The organism is uncultured Shimia sp. (genome assembly GCF_947493595.1).
Taxonomy (GTDB): Bacteria; Pseudomonadota; Alphaproteobacteria; order Rhodobacterales; family Rhodobacteraceae; genus Shimia.
On sequence record NZ_CANLRL010000001.1, the window covers coordinates 586,333 to 604,603 of the forward strand.

At 57.0% G+C, this 18,271-nt stretch carries 15 protein-coding genes; 6 read left to right on the plus strand and 9 right to left on the minus strand.

Annotated features, from left to right (window positions below; genetic code table 11):
• Positions 1-71: 71 nt before the first annotated feature.
• Positions 72-311, plus strand: a complete 240-nt coding sequence (locus Q0955_RS02985) for an Lrp/AsnC ligand binding domain-containing protein (protein WP_164641951.1) — start codon at positions 72-74, stop codon at positions 309-311.
• A 101-nt stretch (positions 312-412) separates the two neighbouring features.
• On the opposite strand, the gene guaD is transcribed toward Q0955_RS02985, so the two are convergent.
• On the minus strand, positions 413-1,699 hold the full coding sequence (gene guaD, locus Q0955_RS02990) for a guanine deaminase (protein ID WP_299419692.1): 1,287 nt from the start codon (positions 1,697-1,699) through the stop codon (positions 413-415).
• A gap of 143 nt (positions 1,700-1,842) precedes the next feature.
• Here guaD and mgtE point away from each other — a divergent pair, with 143 nt between their 5' ends.
• Positions 1,843-3,231, plus strand: coding sequence for a magnesium transporter (gene mgtE / locus Q0955_RS02995; RefSeq protein WP_299419695.1), 1,389 nt, complete (start codon positions 1,843-1,845; stop codon positions 3,229-3,231).
• A 15-nt stretch (positions 3,232-3,246) separates the two neighbouring features.
• Entirely contained in the window at positions 3,247-3,801 is a 555-nt protein-coding gene (locus tag Q0955_RS03000; protein ID WP_299419697.1) for a 5-formyltetrahydrofolate cyclo-ligase, read from the plus strand.
• Positions 3,802-3,804: 3 nt separating this feature from the next.
• Here the strand turns inward: Q0955_RS03000 and Q0955_RS03005 are convergent, their stop codons facing one another.
• Entirely contained in the window at positions 3,805-4,062 is a 258-nt protein-coding gene (locus Q0955_RS03005; RefSeq protein ID WP_299419700.1) for a DUF333 domain-containing protein, read from the minus strand.
• Between the two features lie 149 nt (positions 4,063-4,211).
• Between Q0955_RS03005 and Q0955_RS03010 the strand changes: the two genes are divergently transcribed.
• A complete protein-coding gene (locus Q0955_RS03010) occupies positions 4,212-5,030 on the plus strand; it encodes a TIGR00282 family metallophosphoesterase (RefSeq protein WP_299419703.1) in 819 nt (272 codons plus the stop codon).
• Between the two features lie 174 nt (positions 5,031-5,204).
• A complete protein-coding gene (locus Q0955_RS03015; protein WP_299419705.1) occupies positions 5,205-6,983 on the plus strand; it encodes an SLC13 family permease in 1,779 nt (592 codons plus the stop codon).
• Positions 6,984-7,180: 197 nt separating this feature from the next.
• On the opposite strand, the gene lpdA is transcribed toward Q0955_RS03015, so the two are convergent.
• The 7 genes from lpdA to Q0955_RS03050 all read right to left on the minus strand — a co-directional run bounded on the left by lpdA (position 7,181) and on the right by Q0955_RS03050 (position 17,444).
• Entirely contained in the window at positions 7,181-8,911 is a 1,731-nt protein-coding gene (lpdA, locus tag Q0955_RS03020; RefSeq protein WP_299419708.1) for a dihydrolipoyl dehydrogenase, read from the minus strand.
• Between the two features lie 11 nt (positions 8,912-8,922).
• Complete coding sequence (aceF, locus tag Q0955_RS03025; RefSeq protein ID WP_299419710.1) at positions 8,923-10,182, minus strand: dihydrolipoyllysine-residue acetyltransferase; 1,260 nt, start codon at positions 10,180-10,182, stop codon at positions 8,923-8,925.
• A 23-nt stretch (positions 10,183-10,205) separates the two neighbouring features.
• Positions 10,206-12,860, minus strand: a complete 2,655-nt coding sequence (aceE, locus tag Q0955_RS03030) for a pyruvate dehydrogenase (acetyl-transferring), homodimeric type (RefSeq protein WP_299419712.1) — start codon at positions 12,858-12,860, stop codon at positions 10,206-10,208.
• A gap of 200 nt (positions 12,861-13,060) precedes the next feature.
• Positions 13,061-14,401, minus strand: a complete 1,341-nt coding sequence (locus Q0955_RS03035; protein ID WP_299419716.1) for a nucleobase:cation symporter-2 family protein — start codon at positions 14,399-14,401, stop codon at positions 13,061-13,063.
• Positions 14,402-14,466: 65 nt separating this feature from the next.
• Positions 14,467-14,976 (minus strand): ureidoglycolate lyase, encoded by a 510-nt coding sequence (locus tag Q0955_RS03040; RefSeq protein WP_299419719.1) that lies wholly within the window; start codon positions 14,974-14,976, stop codon positions 14,467-14,469.
• Positions 14,973-16,388: an allantoinase PuuE gene (gene puuE, locus Q0955_RS03045; RefSeq protein WP_299419722.1), complete on the minus strand. Its 1,416-nt coding sequence runs from the start codon at positions 16,386-16,388 to the stop codon at positions 14,973-14,975. The genes Q0955_RS03040 and puuE overlap by 4 nt, the downstream gene beginning before the upstream one ends.
• Positions 16,389-16,517: 129 nt before the next feature.
• Positions 16,518-17,444: a LysR family transcriptional regulator gene (locus tag Q0955_RS03050; RefSeq protein WP_299419725.1), complete on the minus strand. Its 927-nt coding sequence runs from the start codon at positions 17,442-17,444 to the stop codon at positions 16,518-16,520.
• Positions 17,445-17,605: 161 nt separating this feature from the next.
• Between Q0955_RS03050 and gph the strand changes: the two genes are divergently transcribed.
• On the plus strand, positions 17,606-18,259 hold the full coding sequence (gene gph / locus Q0955_RS03055; protein ID WP_299419727.1) for a phosphoglycolate phosphatase: 654 nt from the start codon (positions 17,606-17,608) through the stop codon (positions 18,257-18,259).
• Positions 18,260-18,271 lie beyond the last annotated feature (12 nt).

Sequence of the window (18,271 nt, forward strand, 5' to 3'; positions counted from 1 at the left end):
GGGCGCAGTTTGCGATTGTGGTCAGGGTGGCATTTGTGCCAGCTTACCCCCAAACCGACATGAGGGCTTTTATGACCACCTGCGTCTTTATCCAGATCCGCTGCAAACCCGGCACCACCTACCGTGTGGCCGAAGAGATCGCATTGAAAGAAATCCACTCCGAGCTGCATTCCACCAGCGGCGAATACGACCTGCTGATGAAGCTCTACATCCCCGAAGGTGAGGATGTGGGCAAGTTCATCAACCACCATATGCTGGATATCGCGGACGTCGAACGGACGCTGACCACGCTGACGTTTAAGGCGTTTTAGGCGGACAGCGCCTGAGGCGCAGTCTGATGCCTCGGCCATCCGCCTCCGGCGCCTGTCCTCCAGGGCCTTCGGCGAGGATATTTAAGGCCAAATGAAGGTTCTTAAACTGCTTTGCCGTTGATCCAGGTGGCCGCGATGGCGCGGTCATCTCCCATCATGATGGTGGGGAACAGCGCCTCCCATAGGTCATTGGCCCGTGCGGACCGCTGTGCAATCTCAGGTGTGCTTGCCAGATCCAGCACCACCAGATCGGCCTCCATGCCGACAGCCAGATTGCCAATTTTGTCTTCCATATGCAGCGCCCGTGCGGAGCCTTGAGTTGCCAGCCACATCAGCTCTGCTGCGTGCAGCGGGTTATGCCGCAGTTGTCCAACCTCATAAGCACTCGCCATGGTGCGCAGCATAGAAAAGCTGGACCCGCCGCCTGTGTCACTGGCCAAGCCGACCCGCTGGCCTGCGGCCATCAGTCCCCCCATGTCAAACAGACCTGAGCCAATGAAGGTGTTGGAGGTGGGGCAGTGGATCAAACCCGCCCCAACCTCGCGCAAACGATCCTTTTCGCGGTCTTCCAGATGGATCGCGTGGCCATAGAGGCCTTTCTCGCCCAAGAGGCCAAATTTCTCGTAGGTGTCCAGATAATCCCGCGCCTCAGGGAACAGCTCCGCCACCCAGGCTATTTCGTCGGTTTGCTCACTCAAATGGGTCTGCATCAGGCAGTCTGGATGCTCCGCCCAAAGGGTGCCAAGAGCCTCAAGCTGTTCCGGCGTAGAAGTTGGCGAAAACCGAGGCGTGATGGCATAGCTGATCCGGTCCACGCCGTGCCAGCGTTCAATCAGGGCTTTGCTGTTGTCGTAGGCGCTCTGCGGTGTGTCGCGCAGGCCCTCAGGTGCGTTGCGGTCCATACAGGTCTTACCCGCAATCACCCGCTGCCCGCGCGCTTGTGCCGCTTCAAAAAAGGCGTCCACCGATTCCGGGTGAATGGTGCAGTAGCTCGCCATGGTGGTCACGCCGTGTTTGGCGGTGAGGTCCAGGTAGGTGGCAGATATCTGATCCGCATAGGCCCGATCCCCAAAACGCATCTCTTCGGGGAAGGTGTAGCTGTTGAGCCAATCAATCAGCCGCTTGCCCCAGCTCGCAATGATGCCGGTCTGCGGGTAATGCACATGGGCATCGACAAACCCCGCAGAGATCAGCTTGTCGCCATAGTCGACCACGTCCGCAGCGGGGTAGGCAGCCCGCATGTCGTCTGCGGTGCCAAGCGCCACAATGCGGCCGCGCTCTACAACAACCCCACCACGGGTCTCATGGCGCGCCGCGTCTACGCCCGCCTCAAACGGATTGGCAGCAAAGCTCAGAGTTTGCCCAAGCAGTAGGGTCTGTGCGCACATGATTTTCTCCAATCTCTTGAGGGCGGGTCTTTTTTCGGCTCCAACCGGTCGTGTCCCATTGAGTCTTAGCTTTGATTTACTCTATGGTCCGTGGCAAGTCCAAGGCCACACAAACTGGCCCATCGCCAAGAAGGGAGCGCGTCATGCCCAACACTGAGTTGCAGACCGCGCCCGAAGCCGACAGCGAAGACTACACTCTCTCAAAGAAACTTGTGGCTGGCGTGCTCTACGCACTGGAGGCGCAGGACCGCCACACGTTGATCGAGCTGACCGAGCCGCTGCACCCGGCAGACATTGCCGACCTTCTGGAGCAGATCAACCCGTTTGACCGCCGCCGCCTTGTCCAGCTCTACGGGGAAGAGTTTGACGGCGATATCCTGTCGGAACTGGACGACGGTCTGCGCGAAGAGGTTATGGCGGTTCTCAAGCCTGATGTGTTGGCTGAGGCTGTGCGTGATCTGGAAAGCGACGATATTGTCGACATCGTTGAGGATCTCGACGAACCCGCGCAGGAAGCCATTCTCGAAACGCTTGAGGATGCAGACCGGGTCGCGGTTGAGCAGGCGCTGAGTTATCCAGAAAACACCGCTGGCCGTTTGATGCAGCGCGAAACTGTCTGTGCGCCGGAACATTGGACGGTGGGCGAGGCAAGCGACTATCTGCGCAACGCCGAGGAATTGCCAGAGCAGTTTTATCATGTGATCCTAGTCGATCCGCGCATGAAGCCAGTGGGCAATGTCACCTTGGGCAAGCTGATGTCCTCACATCGTGATCTGCCACTGACACAGTTGGTGGAAGAGGTGTTTCAGATTATCCCCGCCACGCAGGACGAAGAAGACGTGGCCTATGCATTTAATCAGTACCACCTGATCTCCGCCCCGGTGGTGGATGAGGATGAGCGGCTTGTAGGGGTGATCACCATTGATGACGCGATGGTGGTGCTCGATGAGGAGCACGAAGAAGACATCCTGCGCATGGCGGGTGTGAGTGATGAGGCCAGCCTGTCTGACACCATCCTTGATGCTGCCAAGGGCCGTGCCACCTGGCTGTTTGTGAACTTGCTCACCGCCATTCTGGCCTCTGGGGTGATCAACCTCTTTGCGGACACCGTGGATCAGATGGTCGCGCTGGCCGTGCTGATGCCCATTGTCGCCTCTATGGGGGGGAACGCTGGTACGCAAACCATGACCGTGACCGTGCGTGCACTCGCCACCAAAGACCTCACCGCGCAGAACGCCTGGCGGGTGATCCGGCGGGAGGTATCCGTGGGGGCGCTCAACGGTGCGTTGTTTGGTCTGATCATGGCAGGGGTAGCCGGTGTCTGGTTTGGGGTGCCGATGCTGGCGCTGGTGATTGCCGTGGCGATGTTCCTCACTCAGATTGCTGCTGCGCTGGGCGGCATCCTGATCCCCATGGCTTTGGAGCGCATAAACATCGACCCGGCCTTGGCCTCCGGACCTTTTGTCACCACCGTAACCGATGTGGTGGGGTTCTTTCTATTTCTGGGCCTGTCTGCCTACGTGCTGTTGTAACCATAGGAGAGGCCAATGGATCTCACCCACCTAAAAGCTGCCGCCCGTAAAGCGGCTTTTGCCCGTCGCAAAGACGCCTTTGCCAACGCTGGCCCCGGCCAATCGGCGCATCTCTCTGAAGTTCTTGCCGGGTATCGTGGGGTTCCACTGGCCGGGTATATGCCGATCCGCACCGAAATCTCACCTCTGGCCGCGATGGCTGAGGCCTCGGCCCATGGTCCCGTAGGTGTTCCGGTGATCCAAGGCGAAGCCATGCCTTTGGAGTTCTCTCGCTGGGAACCGGACTGCGCTCTGCGTGATGGCCCGTTTGGCGCAAAAGTGCCTACGGAAGACAAGTTCTTCGAACCGGAGATAGTGATTGTGCCGCTTGTGGCCTTTGACATCAAAGGCGGGCGACTGGGCTATGGCGGGGGCTTCTATGACCGCACGCTGGAACGCCTACGAGCCCGCCGCGCCACATTGGCAATCGGCTTTGCCTTTGATGCACAAGAGGCTGACCACTTGCCTTTGGAAGACACCGATCAGCCTCTCGACATGATGATTACGGAAAGCCGCATCATCGAGTTCTAAACCTTAGAGGTCCGGATTTGCCCCAGTGGCATTGGTCCGGAAGTACTCCCAAGCGTCCTGCTCGCCGCCACCTTTGAACTTACAGACACCGTACTCGTTGCCCTCCGCGTCTTTGCGGATTTCGTAACCATGCCCCTGGTTGATACAGAAGGTCGCGGCAGGGTTGGCTGCATCTGTTGCTTGGTTGGGCGCGCTATACTCATCACAGCCCGCGAGGACGGCCAATCCACCAGCGGCGGCCACTGTCAAAATTGCTTTCATGAAAATCATCCTGTGTTGTCAGTTCCGGTATAAGATATCGCCTGATTGGTGTGGGACAAGAGGGGACCACACGCGCCACCGCGATGTTACGCCACATTCCGCTGATCACACTCTTGCCAAGCAGGGAACTCCGTCCTAGGACCGTCTGCATGAAAATGCTTTTCCTTGGTGATGTGATGGGCCGCGCGGGACGTGCGGCTGTGGTGGAACGCCTGCCGAAGTTGCGCGACGATTGGCGGCTGGATTTTGTTGTTGTGAACGGCGAAAACGCCTCCAATGGCATGGGCTTGTCGGGGGCGCACGCCAAGACGCTTCTGGATGCGGGCGCAGATTGTATCACCTTGGGCGATCACGCCTTTGACCAAAAAGACATGTTGCAGTTCATCCAGAACGAGCCGCGTGTCATTCGCCCGCTGAACATTGCCCGTGGAGATGTGCCGGGCAAAGGCTTTCGTGTGTTCACCGCCCGCGCTGGGCGTAAGGTGCTGGTGACGCAGGCCCTAGGCCAGGTGTTCATGAAGCAACCCTATAGTGACCCGTTTTCGGCTGTAGACCAGGTGCTGCGCGCGCATCCCCGCGGGGGCATGGTGCAGGCGGCGATTGTCGACATGCACTGCGAAGCCACGTCTGAGAAAATGGGCATGGGGCATTACTGCGATGGCCGTGTGAGCTTGGTTGTGGGCACGCACACCCATGTGCCAACCGCTGATACTCAGATCCTGCCCGGCGGCACCGCGTTTCAGGCAGACGCTGGCATGTGTGGGGATTACAACTCGGTGATTGGCATGCAGAAAGAAGAGCCCATGCGCCGCTTTGTGACCGGCATGCCAAAATCGCGCTTCACGCCAGCGCTGGGCGAGGCCACGCTCTCTGGTGTCTACGTGGAGACTGATGACCGCACAGGCGCTGCAACCCGGATCGAAATGGTGCGACAGGGTGGGCGGTTGAGCCAATCTGGCCCCAGCTGACGCCATTGATCGCAGCCAAAATCCAAACGATCTGCAATCAGGGGGATGGCGTGGCTGCATATGCGCTTCAACGCAGCCTGAAGCGATCCGAACACTATGATACATCTGCGGAAAATCTGTTGCCCAACAGGGCCTTCATGCTAAACGTTGGCCGCTGGTAACAACGGACTTAGTATGGACCTTTTTGCATTCTCGCAGACCACACAGGCGGTTTTGGCCCTTCTCACTGTATTGGGCATGTTTGTGCTGTTTTTGCGCGAAGCGTATCCTACCGAGGTTGTGGCCATCGGCGGCGTGGCAATTCTTCTGTTTTTGGGCGTGCTGCCTTACCAAGCTGCGCTTGGGGTTCTGTCCAATCCAGCCCCGTGGACCATCGCGGCGATGTTCATTGTCATGGGCGCTTTGGTGCGCACAGGTGCGTTGTCGGTCTTTACCGCCTTGGCGGACGGGCAGGCTCAAGAACGTCCACAAATCGCGATCACGGTCCTATTGTGCTTTGTGGTCATCGCTTCGGCATTTGTCTCCAACACACCTGTGGTGGTGGTTATGATTCCGGTGTTCACCCAACTGGCACGTACGCTGGGAACATCGGCGTCTAAGCTTTTAATCCCATTGAGTTATGCAGCAATCATGGGGGGGACGTTGACCCTCATCGGGACGTCCACGAACCTTCTGGTTGATGGTGTGGCCCGCGACCAAGGTTTGGAACCGTTCAGCATCTTTGAAGTCACGCCTCTGGGCCTGATTATTGTCGCATGGGGCATGGCGTATCTTTACTTTTTTGGCCGCCGTTTGCTGCCGGAACGCGCCAGCATGGCGGATCTTTTGTCTAACCGCAGTCAAATGAAGTTTTTCACCGAAGCGGTTATCCCGCCGGAGAGCAACTTGATTGGTCGGGAAGTGACTGGCGTGCAATTGTTTAAGCGCGACGGCGTGCGTCTGGTTGACGTGATCCGGGGTGATACCTCGCTGCGTCGCAACCTTGGCGCGGTCACGCTCCAGGTCGGCGACCGTGTCGTTCTGCGCACCAAAATGACAGAGTTGCTTAGCCTGCAACGAAACAAGTCTTTGAAACGTCTGGATCAGGTCGGGGCGGTGGAAACCACTACCGTAGAAGCGCTGATCACGCCCGGCTGCAAGATGGTTGGTCGCCGTTTGGGAGCACTGCGCCTGCGTCGCCGCTATGGTGTTTATCCTCTGGCGGTGCACCGTCGGAATCAGAACATCGGTCAACAACTGGATCAGCTGGTGGTGCGCGTTGGCGACACGCTTCTGCTGGAAGGCGCACCCGAAGATATTCAGCGCTTGGCCACCGATATGGACATGGTCGATGTGTCTCAGCCGTCGGAGCGGGAATATCGCCGGGGTCATGCCCCGATTGCCCTTGGGGCCATGGTTGGCATTGTGATCCTCGCAGGCATGGGGGTTGCCCCAATCCTGTATCTCGCCATTTTGGCCGTGGCTGTGGTCTTATTGACCCGCTGCATCGACGCGGATGAGGCGTTCTCCTTTGTGGATGGCCGTCTGCTGTCACTGATCTTCGCCATGCTTGCCATCGGGGCCGCGCTCTCGCATTCCGGCGCCGTGTCACTGATCGTGAATGGCCTTGCCCCGGCGCTGCGAGGCCTGCCGCCGTTCCTGTTGATCTGGGCGATCTACCTGCTGACCTCTGTTTTGACTGAACTGGTGTCCAACAACGCGGTGGCCGTGGTGGTCACGCCAATTGCTGTAGGATTGGCGCAAGCCATTGGCGTCGATCCGCGTCCGCTTGTGGTGGCCGTCATGATCGCGGCCTCGGCAAGCTTTGCCACCCCGATCGGCTATCAGACCAACATGCTGGTCTTTGGGCCGGGCGGTTACAAGTTCACCGACTTCATGCGCGTGGGCATTCCACTCAATCTGTCGATTGGCATTCTGGCCTCCGCGTTGATCCCATTCTTCTGGCCGCTGTAAGGCTTTTAAGGCTTCGCGCAACGGGCGTTGCGTTAACCGTTGCGCGGTTTTGGTCTCTGAAAAAACGCACCTCCGCAAAACAGTCGCGATACAGACAAAATACCGACGTCAAAACAGCCTTGGAATCGCCGGTTAACAGGCCAACAAAAAACGCGCCGCAGAGGCCTGCGGCGCGTTATCTTCGGATCAGGTGAAGATCACTTCTTTTTGCGCGGTGGCATCAGGTCGGTGATCGTGCCTTCAAACATCTCGGCGGCAAAGTTGATGGTCTCACTGAGCGTTGGGTGGGGGTGAATGGTGTGTCCCAAATCAACCGCATCCGCGCCCATTTCGATGGCCAAAGCCACCTCCGCAATCAGGTCACCAGCGTTGGGACCAACGATCCCCGCACCAATCACGCGCTCGGATTCTTCGTCGAAAATCAACTTGGTAAGCCCTTCAGAGCGGCCCAGAGACAGAGAGCGACCAGAAGCCGCCCAAGGGAACACACCCTTGCCAACCTTCATGCTTTCGGCTTTAGCCTGTGTCTCTGTGACACCCACCCAAGCGACCTCAGGATCGGTGTAGGCCACAGAAGGGATTACGCGCGCATCAAAGTGACGTTTGTGGCCCGCAGCAACTTCAGCGGCAACTTTGCCTTCATGCACAGCCTTGTGGGCCAGCATAGGCTGCCCAACCACGTCGCCGATGGCAAAAATGTGAGGCACACCAGTGCGTTGCTGGCTATCAACCGCAATGAACCCACGCTCATCCACAGCCACACCAGCCGCCGCCGCGTTGACCTTCGCCCCGTTTGGACGACGGCCCACCGCAACAAGCACTTTGTCAAAGGTATCAACCACTTCGCCCTTGGGGCCTTCCATGATGACCTCAAGACCAGCGTCCGTTGCTTTAACTGCAGTGACTTTGGTTTTGGTTAGGATGGCCTCATACCGTCCCTCAATCCGCTTATGCAGCGGTTTCACAACGTCTTTGTCCGCGCCAGGAATGATCTGATCCATGAACTCAACGATGGTCACCTTTGAGCCCAACGCATCATACACGGTTGCCATTTCCAGGCCGATAATACCGCCGCCGAGCACCAGCAGGCGCTCTGGCACATCTTCCAGCTCCAGCGCACCGGTGCTGTCGATCACGCGCGGATCATCATGCGGGATGAAGGGCAAGGTGACAGGCTCAGAACCGGCGGCGATGACACATTGGTCAAAACTCACGGTGGATTTTTCGCCGTCATTGTCGACTTCGATCATGTTAGGGCCAGTGAAGGTGCCGTAGCCGCTCACAACCTGCACTTTACGCGCCTTGGCCAATCCGCCAAGGCCGCCAGTCAATTGATTAACAACACTTTCTTTCCAACCGCGCAACTTGTCGAGGTCAACCTCAGGCTTGGCGAAGCTGACGCCATGTTCCGCCATTTCCTCAGCCTCGGTGATCACCTTGGCCGAGTGCAGCAGCGCTTTGGAAGGAATACAACCTACGTTGAGGCAGACACCACCAAGCGAGCTGTCCTTTTCGATCAGCACGACCTTTTTGCCGAGGTCCGCTGCGCGGAACGCCGCTGTGTAGCCACCTGGGCCGGAGCCCAAAACAACAACTTCGGCATGAACATCACCAGCGCCTGTCGCGGCACCGGTTGCAGCAACAGCTTGTGGCGCAGAAGGCGCTTCGGATACGGCAGTCTTTGGCGCCTCAGCAGCACCTTCAACTTCCAAAACAAGGATCAGGCTACCCTCAGAAACAGCGTCGCCTTCGGCCACTTTGATGTCTTTCACAACGCCAGTGGCGGGTGATGGCACTTCCATGGTTGCCTTGTCGCTTTCGACCTCAATGAGCGGGTCTTCTGCGGCGACAGTGTCGCCAACAGAGACCAGAACGGAGACCACAGGAACTTCGGAAAAGTCCCCAATATCAGGTACTTTGACGTCCATCTTTGTTCTCCTTACCACATCAACTTACGCATATCGCCAAGTAGGGTCTTGAGCGTCACGGTGAACCGTGCTGCCAATGCCCCATCAATGGCGCGGTGGTCATAGCTGAGCGACAATGGTTGCATCAAGCGTGGCACAAACTCTTCGCCGTTCCAGACCGGCGCCATTTTGGAGCGGGTCAGGCCAAGGATGGCCACTTCCGGCGCATTCACGATCGGGGTGAAGGATGTACCGCCAATGCCGCCGAGGCTGGAGATGGTGAAGGTCGCGCCCTGCATGTCGCCGCTCTTCAACTCACCTGCGCGGGCTTTGCCGGACAACTCCATGAGATCTTTGGAGATTTCCACAATGCCTTTGCGGTCTGCATCTTTGATCACCGGCACCACAAGGCCGTTTGGTGTGTCCGCCGCAAAGCCGATGTTGTAGTAGTCTTTCTTGATCAGCTTGTCGCCGTCCGGATGGATCGACGAGTTCACTTCCCAATGCTCTTTCAGCGCCGACACAGATGCCTTGATTACAAAGGACAGCAGGGTCACGCGGTAGCCGTCTTCCTTGGCCATCGTGTCCATTTCTTTGCGGTACTTGTCCAGATCGGTGATGTCCGCTTCGTCGTTGTGGGTTACGTGCGGAATGTTGAGCCAGCTGCGGTGCAACGCCGGACCAGACAGTTTTTTGATGCGTGGCATCTCGACGTCTTCGACCGGTCCAAATTTGGAGAAGTCCACTGCCGGGATCGGCGGTATGCCCATGCCACCTTGCGCTGCACCACCGGCGGCAGGCGCCGCTGCTGTGGAGCTTTTCAGGAAAGCTGTCACATCTTCACGCAAAATACGGCCTTTGCGGCCAGAGCCGTTTACTTTAGCCAGGTCCACGTCCAACTGGCGCGCAAAGGCGCGCACAGATGGGGAGGCGTGGGTTTTGCCAAAACCAGCATCGGTCACCGCCGCCGGAGCTGGTGCGGCAACCGGAGCTGGCGCTGCGGCGGCAGGTGCGGCAGCTTCCGTTTTAGGGGCAGGGGCCTCCGCGGCCGCGGCGCCTTCTGCTTCCAGCATCAGGATCAGCGAGCCTTCGGATACGGCATCACCTTCGGACACTTTGATCTCAACCACTTTGCCAGCCGCAGGCGATGGCACTTCCATGGTGGCCTTGTCGCTTTCAACTTCGATCAGCGGGTCTTCGGCCGCGACCACGTCACCGGTGCTCACCAGGACGGAAACCACTGGAACATCAGTGAAATCGCCGATGTCGGGAACTTTGACTTCAATTGCCATTGCTAATTCTCCTCTCTTCCCGATCACACCAGGCGCGGGTTCGGCTTGGCGCCGTCGATGTCGTATTTGGCCAGTGCGGCCTCAAGGTCTTTTTGGGCCAAGGAGCCCTCTTTGTAGAGGTCCACCATGGCCGCAGCTGCGATGTGGTTGGCATCGACTTCAAAGAAGCGGCGCAGGTTCACGCGGCTGTCGGAGCGGCCGTACCCGTCGGTGCCCAGCACGGTGTAGCTGCCCGGAACGCAGGTCCGGATCTGTTCCGCATAGTTCTTCATGTAGTCGGTCGCCGCAATCACAGGGCCTTTGGCTTTCGCAAGCTGCTGTGCCACAAAGGACAGTTTCGGCTCCGCCAGCGGGTTCAAGCGGTTGTGGCGGGCCACATCCTGACAATCCCGTGCCAGTTCGTTGAAGCTGGTGGCCGACCAGATTTCGGATGTCACACCGAAGTCTGCCTCAAGCATCTCAGCCGCCTTCATTGCCTGCACCAGAATGGTGCCGGAGCCCATCAGCGTGACGTGCTTCTTGGACGGTTTCTTTACCTCTTTGAAACGGTAGAGACCTTTGATGATCTCGTCTTCCACGCCCATCGGCATATCCGGGTGGGCATAGTTTTCATTCATCAGTGTGAGGTAGAAGAACACATCTTCCTGATCTTCATACATCCGTTTCATGCCGTGCTGCACAATCACAGCGACCTCGTGTTGGAAGGTCGGGTCATAGGAGATGCAGTTCGGAATGGTGCCTGCAAGGATATGGCTGTGGCCGTCCTCGTGTTGCAGGCCTTCACCGTTCAGCGTGGTCCGGCCAGCGGTGCCGCCCAGCATGAAGCCACGCGCTCGGCTGTCGCCTGCGGCCCAAGCCAGATCGCCAATGCGCTGGAAGCCAAACATCGAGTAGTAGATGAAGAACGGGATCATCGGCACGCCATGGTTGGAATAGGCGGTGGCTGCCGCAATCCAATCCGCCATGGCGCCGGCTTCGTTGATGCCTTCCTGCAGAACCTGACCGTTGGTCGATTCCTTGTAGTACATCATCTGATCGGCGTCTTGAGGCGTGTATTTCTGTCCTTCTGGATTATAAATCCCGACGGAACGGAACAGGCCTTCCATGCCAAAGGTGCGGCTTTCATCCGGTACAATCGGCACGATGTTCTGGCCAATCTGCTTGTCCCGCAGAAGGGTGGTCAGAATGCGTACAAAGGCCATAGTCGTGGAAATCTCGCGATCGCCTGTGCCTTTGAGTTGCGCCGCAAACTTGTCCAGCGACGGGATTTCCAGCTTGGGCGATTGGCTCTCACGTTTCGGGAATTCCCCACCAAGTGCTTTACGGCGGTCCGCCAAATAAGCCTTCTGCGCGTTGTTGAGTTTCACAAACGGCGCGTCACCCACGTCTTCGTCGCTGACCGGGATCTCAAAGCGGTCACGGAAGGCGCGCAGCTGATCCTCGTTCATTTTCTTTTGCTGGTGGGTGGTGTTCTGGCCTTCACCAGCGGTGCCCATGCCGTGACCTTTAACGGTTTTTACCAACAGGCAGGTCGGTTGACCTTTGGTGTCACTGGCGCGTTTGAAGGCGGTGTAGACTTTTTGCGGATCGTGACCACCACGACGCAGGGACCAGATCTGTTCGTCGGTCCAGTCTTTCACCAGTTCGGCGGTCTCTGGGTATTTGCCAAAGAAGTGCTCGCGAATGTAGGCGCCGTCTTTGGATTTGAAGGTCTGGTAGTCGCCGTCAACGGTTTCATCCATCAGCTGACGTAGCTTGCCAGAGGTGTCTTTCTCCAGCAGTTCATCCCAGCCTTTGCCCCACAGCAGCTTGATCACGTTCCAGCCTGCGCCGCGGAAGTCACCTTCGAGCTCTTGCACAATCTTGTGGTTGCCACGCACCGGGCCATCAAGGCGTTGCAAGTTGCAGTTCACCACAAAGATCAGGTTGTCGAGGCCCTCGCGCGCGGCGAGGTCAATGGCGCCACGGCTTTCCGGTTCGTCCATCTCGCCGTCACCAAGGAAGCACCAGACCTTACGGTCGGCCATGTCGATCAGGCCGCGGTTGTGCATGTATTTCATAAACCGCGCTTGGTAGATCGCCATCAGTGGGCCAAGACCCATGGAGACGGTTGGGAACTGCCAATAGTCCGGCATCAGCCAAGGGTGTGGGTAAGAAGACAGGCCGCCACCATCTACTTCCGAGCGGAAGTTTTCCAGCTGCTCTTCAGTCAGACGGCCTTCCATAAAGGAGCGCGCATAGATGCCAGGGATCACGTGCCCCTGGAAGAATACGAGGTCGCCGCCGTGGATGGCAGATTTGCTGCGCCAGAAGTGGTTCAGACCTATATCATACATAACTGCAGAGGAGGCGAAGGAGGCGATGTGCCCGCCGTATTCGCTGCTCACTTTGTTACGGCGTACCACGGTCGCCATGGCGTTCCAGCGGTTGATGGTGCGAATCCGCCATTCCATGTCCAGATCGCCAGGGAACTCTTCCTGATCGTCGGTTGGGATGGTGTTCTGGTAGGGCGTGGTCGCCGAGAACGGCAGCGTCGCGCCGGCCGCGCGGGCTTGCTGCACCGCTTTGTCGAGCAGGTAATGCGCTCTGTCCGGTCCGTCCCGTGCGATGACATCCTCAATGGCGTCCTGCCATTCTTGGGATTCTATCGGGTCGATGTCTGGAAATTCATTCGCCATGCGGCGTCTCCTCCACTGAAATCCGCGTTTCGATCCTTATAGTTTAATATTAAACAATTAAGCTAGTGCGCCAAATGCATGGGTCCCATGCGCGTGGCGCAAGGCTCGGTCAAAAGGATATTGGGGGAGTGTAGCGCAGTTTTCAGACAAAAAAACAGGGACCCGAAGGTCCCTGTAAGTCACTTGAATTAAAGAGTTTGTCAGTCTTCGTGAGGAAGAACCAGGTTCAGCACAATCGCGCACAGCGCAGTTGGTGCCACTGCAGACGTCATCAGCGTTTTCACAACACCCGGCAGGTATTGCACAGCTGTTGGCACAAGGTTCAGACCTAGACCCACAGCCAGAGACACCGCGATGATCACCATATTTCTGCGGTTCATCTGGATTTCTGACAACATGTTCAAGCCAGCGGATGCCACCATGCCAAACATCACAATCACACCACCGCCAAGTACTGGCAAAGGCATGGACGCAATCACGGCGCCCACTTTTGGCATCAGACCGCAAAGGATCAGGATGATGCCGCCGATGGTCACAACGTGGCGGCTCATCACGCCTGTCATGCCGACAATGCCCACGTTTTGCGAGAAGGATGTGTTTGGCAGGCCGCCAAAGACGCCAGCAATTGCAGTGCCAAGTCCGTCTGCATAAGTTGCGCCTTGGATTTCCGCATCCGTTGCGTCACGTCCTGCGCCTGCTTTGGCGGTTGCGGAGGCATCACCGACGGTCTCAATGGCGGAAACGATCGATACCAGCGTTACAGCAATGACCGCGCCAAGGCTGAATTCAAAGCCATAGGGCAGAGGTGTGATCCCTGTCACCCAAGATGCTTTGGCTACGGCGCCGAAGTTCACCATGCCGGACAAATAGGCGACGACATAGCCTGCGATCATGCCAACAAGAATGGCTGCGCTAGAAAGCGTGCCTTTGGTGAAGAACTTTAGGATCAACGCGACGATGACAACCGTCAGGGCGACAGTCCAATGCTTCAAGGAGCCAAAGCTTTCGGCCTCCATTTGGAACTGCGCAGCACCGCCTGCAGCGTATTTGATTGCCACTGGAATCAGGTAGAGACCAATAGCCAAGATCACTAGACCTGTGACCAATGGCGGGAACAGCCAGCGCAATTTGCCAATCACAGAGCCAAGCGCGAAGTGGATGACACCACCAATGATACAGGCGGTCAGAGCAACGCTGAGACCTTGAGTGGCGGCAACACCGGCCAGAACACCAACAAAGGCGAAGCTGGTGCCTTGCATGATTGGCAGGCGCGCGCCGATAGGGCCAATACCCACGGTTTGGAACAAAGTTGCGATGCCGGCGAACAGCATGGCCATCTGGATCAGATAAACCTGTTCAGCACCACCAAAAGCGAGGCCAGCCGCTCCGGCCACAATGATGGATGGGGTAACGTTTGAGGCAAACATTGCCAGAACGTGTTGGAATCCCAGTGGGATTGCCTGCCCCAATGGGGGCGTGACGTTTGGATCGGAGTATTGTCCGGTCCCTTGTGTTTCCTGAGCTGTCATAGTGTCAGCCATGTCCTTCTCCTGTCGGTCGTAGAGCCCCGCCGCTTCATTTTTCGAGCGACTTAAGGGCGGTTTGGTCAGGGGATACCTGACCGTTGGTTTTGATCCGCCACAACTTGGTAAGCTGTGTCGAACCAAAATTCTTCCAGGTTGGCACCGTCACCAATGCGGTCCACCACAGCAAAAAGGCCGGGGGCTGCAAGCGGGGTCAAAACGCCGTGCCATGTGTTGCGATGGAAGTTGATGGCTTGTCCCGGCTGCGTCTGAAACGCCACGGGTGTATCCGGCTTGCCGCCCAAATCTTTGGCAACAATCACAAGGAATGCGTGTTCGGTCATCGGAATGAAAGCCTGACTTCCGTCCGGATGCCGCTCCACCATATCCAGAATGTAGGGGAGGCTACGTGGTTGCGCATTAAACAAGCTGATGCCAGCGCGTCCATCGGCAAAGTCCATCTCTGCCAAGTCGTGGTGACGGCCACACATGCCTTGGTTGATGATTTTATCGGCTTCAGGCTTGAGGGTGATCACGTCGCCAAACGGCGCAAAGGCTTCCGCTGTTAGTGGCTGAATAACAATTTCGGTCACGGCAAAAGATCCATTAGGCGGAATTCGGCAATACGCTCAACCTGTTTGCACGCTTCCGTAAATTCGGTGTCGCTGTCATTCCCGATCCGGCGCTCAAAGGCCGCCATGATCGAAGCTTTGTCGTGGTCACGCACTGCAATAATGAAGGGAAAGCCGTGTTTGGCGACGTAGTCATTGTTCAGTTTCGTGAACTGGTCGCGTTCCGCGTCGGTGAGCATATCGAGACCTGCGCCCGCTTGTTCAGATGTGCTTTCTGCAGTCAACCGACCGGCTGCAGCCAACTTTCCGGCAAGATCCGGGTGGGCGTTCAGAACGCCAAGGCGCTCTTCGTCACTGGCTGAACGGAAGGCACGACATAGAACATTGTGAACGCCTGCAGCACAGTCATGTGCAGGGCCTAATTCCAACTTATGGGCACGTTCCGCTATCCAGGCGGAATGCTCAAAAATACCGCCGTACAGCTCCACAAAACGGGATTGCTCCATTTGACTTGGTTGTTCAATCCGAGTGTGCGGATGGGTCTGGGCCCAGTGCTCCGCAATCTCAATACGGCGCGGGGTCCATACGCCGTCAAAGCCTTGAATGTACTCAAGGAACTGCGCCAATCCGGCGAGTTTGCCCGGACGGCCAATCAACCGGCAGTGCAACCCGATGGACATCATCTTTGGCGCGCCTTCGCTGCCTTCGGCATAAAGCACGTCAAAGGCGTCTTTGAGGTAGGTGAAAAAATCTTGTCCCGTCACCCAACCCGGAGCCGTTGCAAACCGCATGTCGTTGGCTTCCAAAGTGTAAGGGATGATCAACTGGTCGCGGTCCCCATATTCGCGCCAATAGGGGAGGTCGTCGTCGTAAGTGTCTGAGATATAGTCGAAAGCACCAGTTTCAGCGACAAGCCGGACGGTATTTTCAGAGCAGCGTCCAGTGTACCAGCCGCGGGGGCGATCGCCGACCACTTCCGTGTGCAAGCGGATGGCCTCGGCGATGGAAGCTCGTTCTTCCTCTTCTGGCATGTCCTTGTGTTCGACCCATTTGAGGCCGTGGCTGGCGATTTCCCAATCGGCGGCTTTCATCGCTGCGACCTGTTCAGGGTTACGCGCCAGTGCACTGGCAACGCCATAGATAGTCACAGGAATGTCGTTGCCGGTGAAGAGGCGGTGCAAACGCCAAAAACCGGCGCGCGCGCCATATTCGTAAATCGACTCCATGTTCCAGTGCCGCTGGCCCTGCCATTGCGCTGCGCCTGGAATATCGGAGAGAAACGCCTCGGAGGCTGCATCCCCGTGCAACACACAGTTTTCGCCGCCTTCTTCGTAGTTTAGTACAAATTGCACAGCAACTTTGGCGTCATTGGGCCATTGTGCGTGTGGTGGCTTAGGGCCATAGCCCCGCATGTCCCGTGCATAGCGCATCACGCCAATTCTCCCCTGATCCGTGATTGCTTCGTTTTAGCTTATAAAACGCGGCGTGACTTTCCAATTTTTCTTGAAAGAGTTGTTGCCGGGGAAGGCGCTTGCAGAGGGAAAGCGTTTTTGACTCAATCGCTAGGTCTTTGCGACAGCTTGGTTTTCCTTCAGTGCAGCCTGTACGCGTGGGGTCATAAACTCAATCAATAGCCTGGTCTTAGGGTCTTGGTGGCGGCGATGAGTGTAAAGCAGGGCCATTTGAATTGGCATGGGTGGCGTGTCCGTCAATACCGGCACCAAGGCGCCAGATGACAAGTGTTCGGCAATTTCAAACACGGGTTTCAGAGTGATGCCATAGCCTTCCAAAGCCCAATCAGTCAGCACATCCCCGTCATCAGACTCAAACGGTCCTTTTACAGCGTAGCGACGTGTTCCTTCTGCTGTTTCCAAAGGCCATTGAAATTCCGGCGCGCCAGGATACCGCAAATTGAGGCAGTCGTGGGTGCCGTTTGTGAGCTCTTCAGCTGAGGTGGGGGTGCCTCGGTTTGACAGGTAGGTCGGCGAGGCGCAGAGAACGCGGGGGCAATCTGCAATTTTGCGAATGCGCAGAGTGCTGTCTTCTGGAACGCCCAAAAAGAAAGCGACATCAAGGCCTTCGGCGGTGAGGTCGAGCTTTCTGTCAGACAAGCGCAGGCGCAAATCGATCAGTGGGTATTCCTTTTTGAACTCCGGAATCAAAGGCGCGATCAGTCGGCGGCCGACGCCAAGCGGCGCGGCGATGTGCAAAAGACCACGTGGACTTTGTGTGATGGAGTTCACTGCGGCTTCTGCTTCATCAATTGTCTCAAGGATTTTGCAAGCGCCTTCATAAAACGTATTGCCTTGTTCTGTCGGGTTGAGCTGTCGCGTGGTACGGTGAAACAGTCGCACGCTAAGATACTCTTCCAATTGGGAAATACGTGAAGAGGCCACCGCTGCGGAAATGCGTTGGTCCCGGGCTGCGGCAGACATGCTGCCAAGTTCGTAGACGCGGACAAAGGTGCGGATGTTGTCGATGTAGGACATAGTGACCTTCAGGCATTTCTTGAAACTGGAATTGTATTCTACGGTATCCCAGAAAAGTCAGCAGCGCTAGTGTGGCTGGCCGTTCGGAAGAATTGACGCTTTTCATTTGTGAGCGCGCGTGCTTGAAATCCGGCAAAGCCTTTGACGTGGGAGCAGCAAAAATGCAGACGGTGATCTTTGATTTGGACGGCACACTAGTGGATAGCGCGCCAGATATTCGTGCCTCTGTGAACAAGATGCTCGCGGAAGAAGGTTTGGAAGAATTGGATTTGCCCGCTATTATTTCTTTTATTGGCAATGGCTTACCGGTTCTGGTACAGCGGGTAATGGCGCATTTTCAGATTGAAGAGGCAGAGTTTTCTCGGCTGAGCGCGCGGGTACTGGAAATCTACAATGCGTCGACGTCCGCGTACACCGTGACCTATGACGGAGTGCGGGAAGTTCTGGATGCTTTGTCGGCGCAGGGCGTGCGGATGGGGGTTTGCACCAACAAGCCGAGGGAGCCGGCGATGCATGTTCTGGAGGGGCTGGATCTAGTCAAATACTTCGACGTTGTTGTTGGGGGAGACTCTTTTGAAAAGAGAAAGCCTGATCCGCTGCCGCTGTTGGAAACCATTGGGGGCAGGCCGATAGGGGACGTGCTTTATGTCGGTGACAGCGAAGTAGATGCGGAGACGGCGCAGCGGGCTGGCGTGACTTTTGCTTTGTTTACAGAGGGCTATCGTAAGTCACCCGTTGCGGAGATTCCCCACGATGTCCATTTTTCAGCCTGGAAAGATTTCCTGTCGGTTGTTGACGACGCGCAGCCTGCATAGGCCAAAACAAGC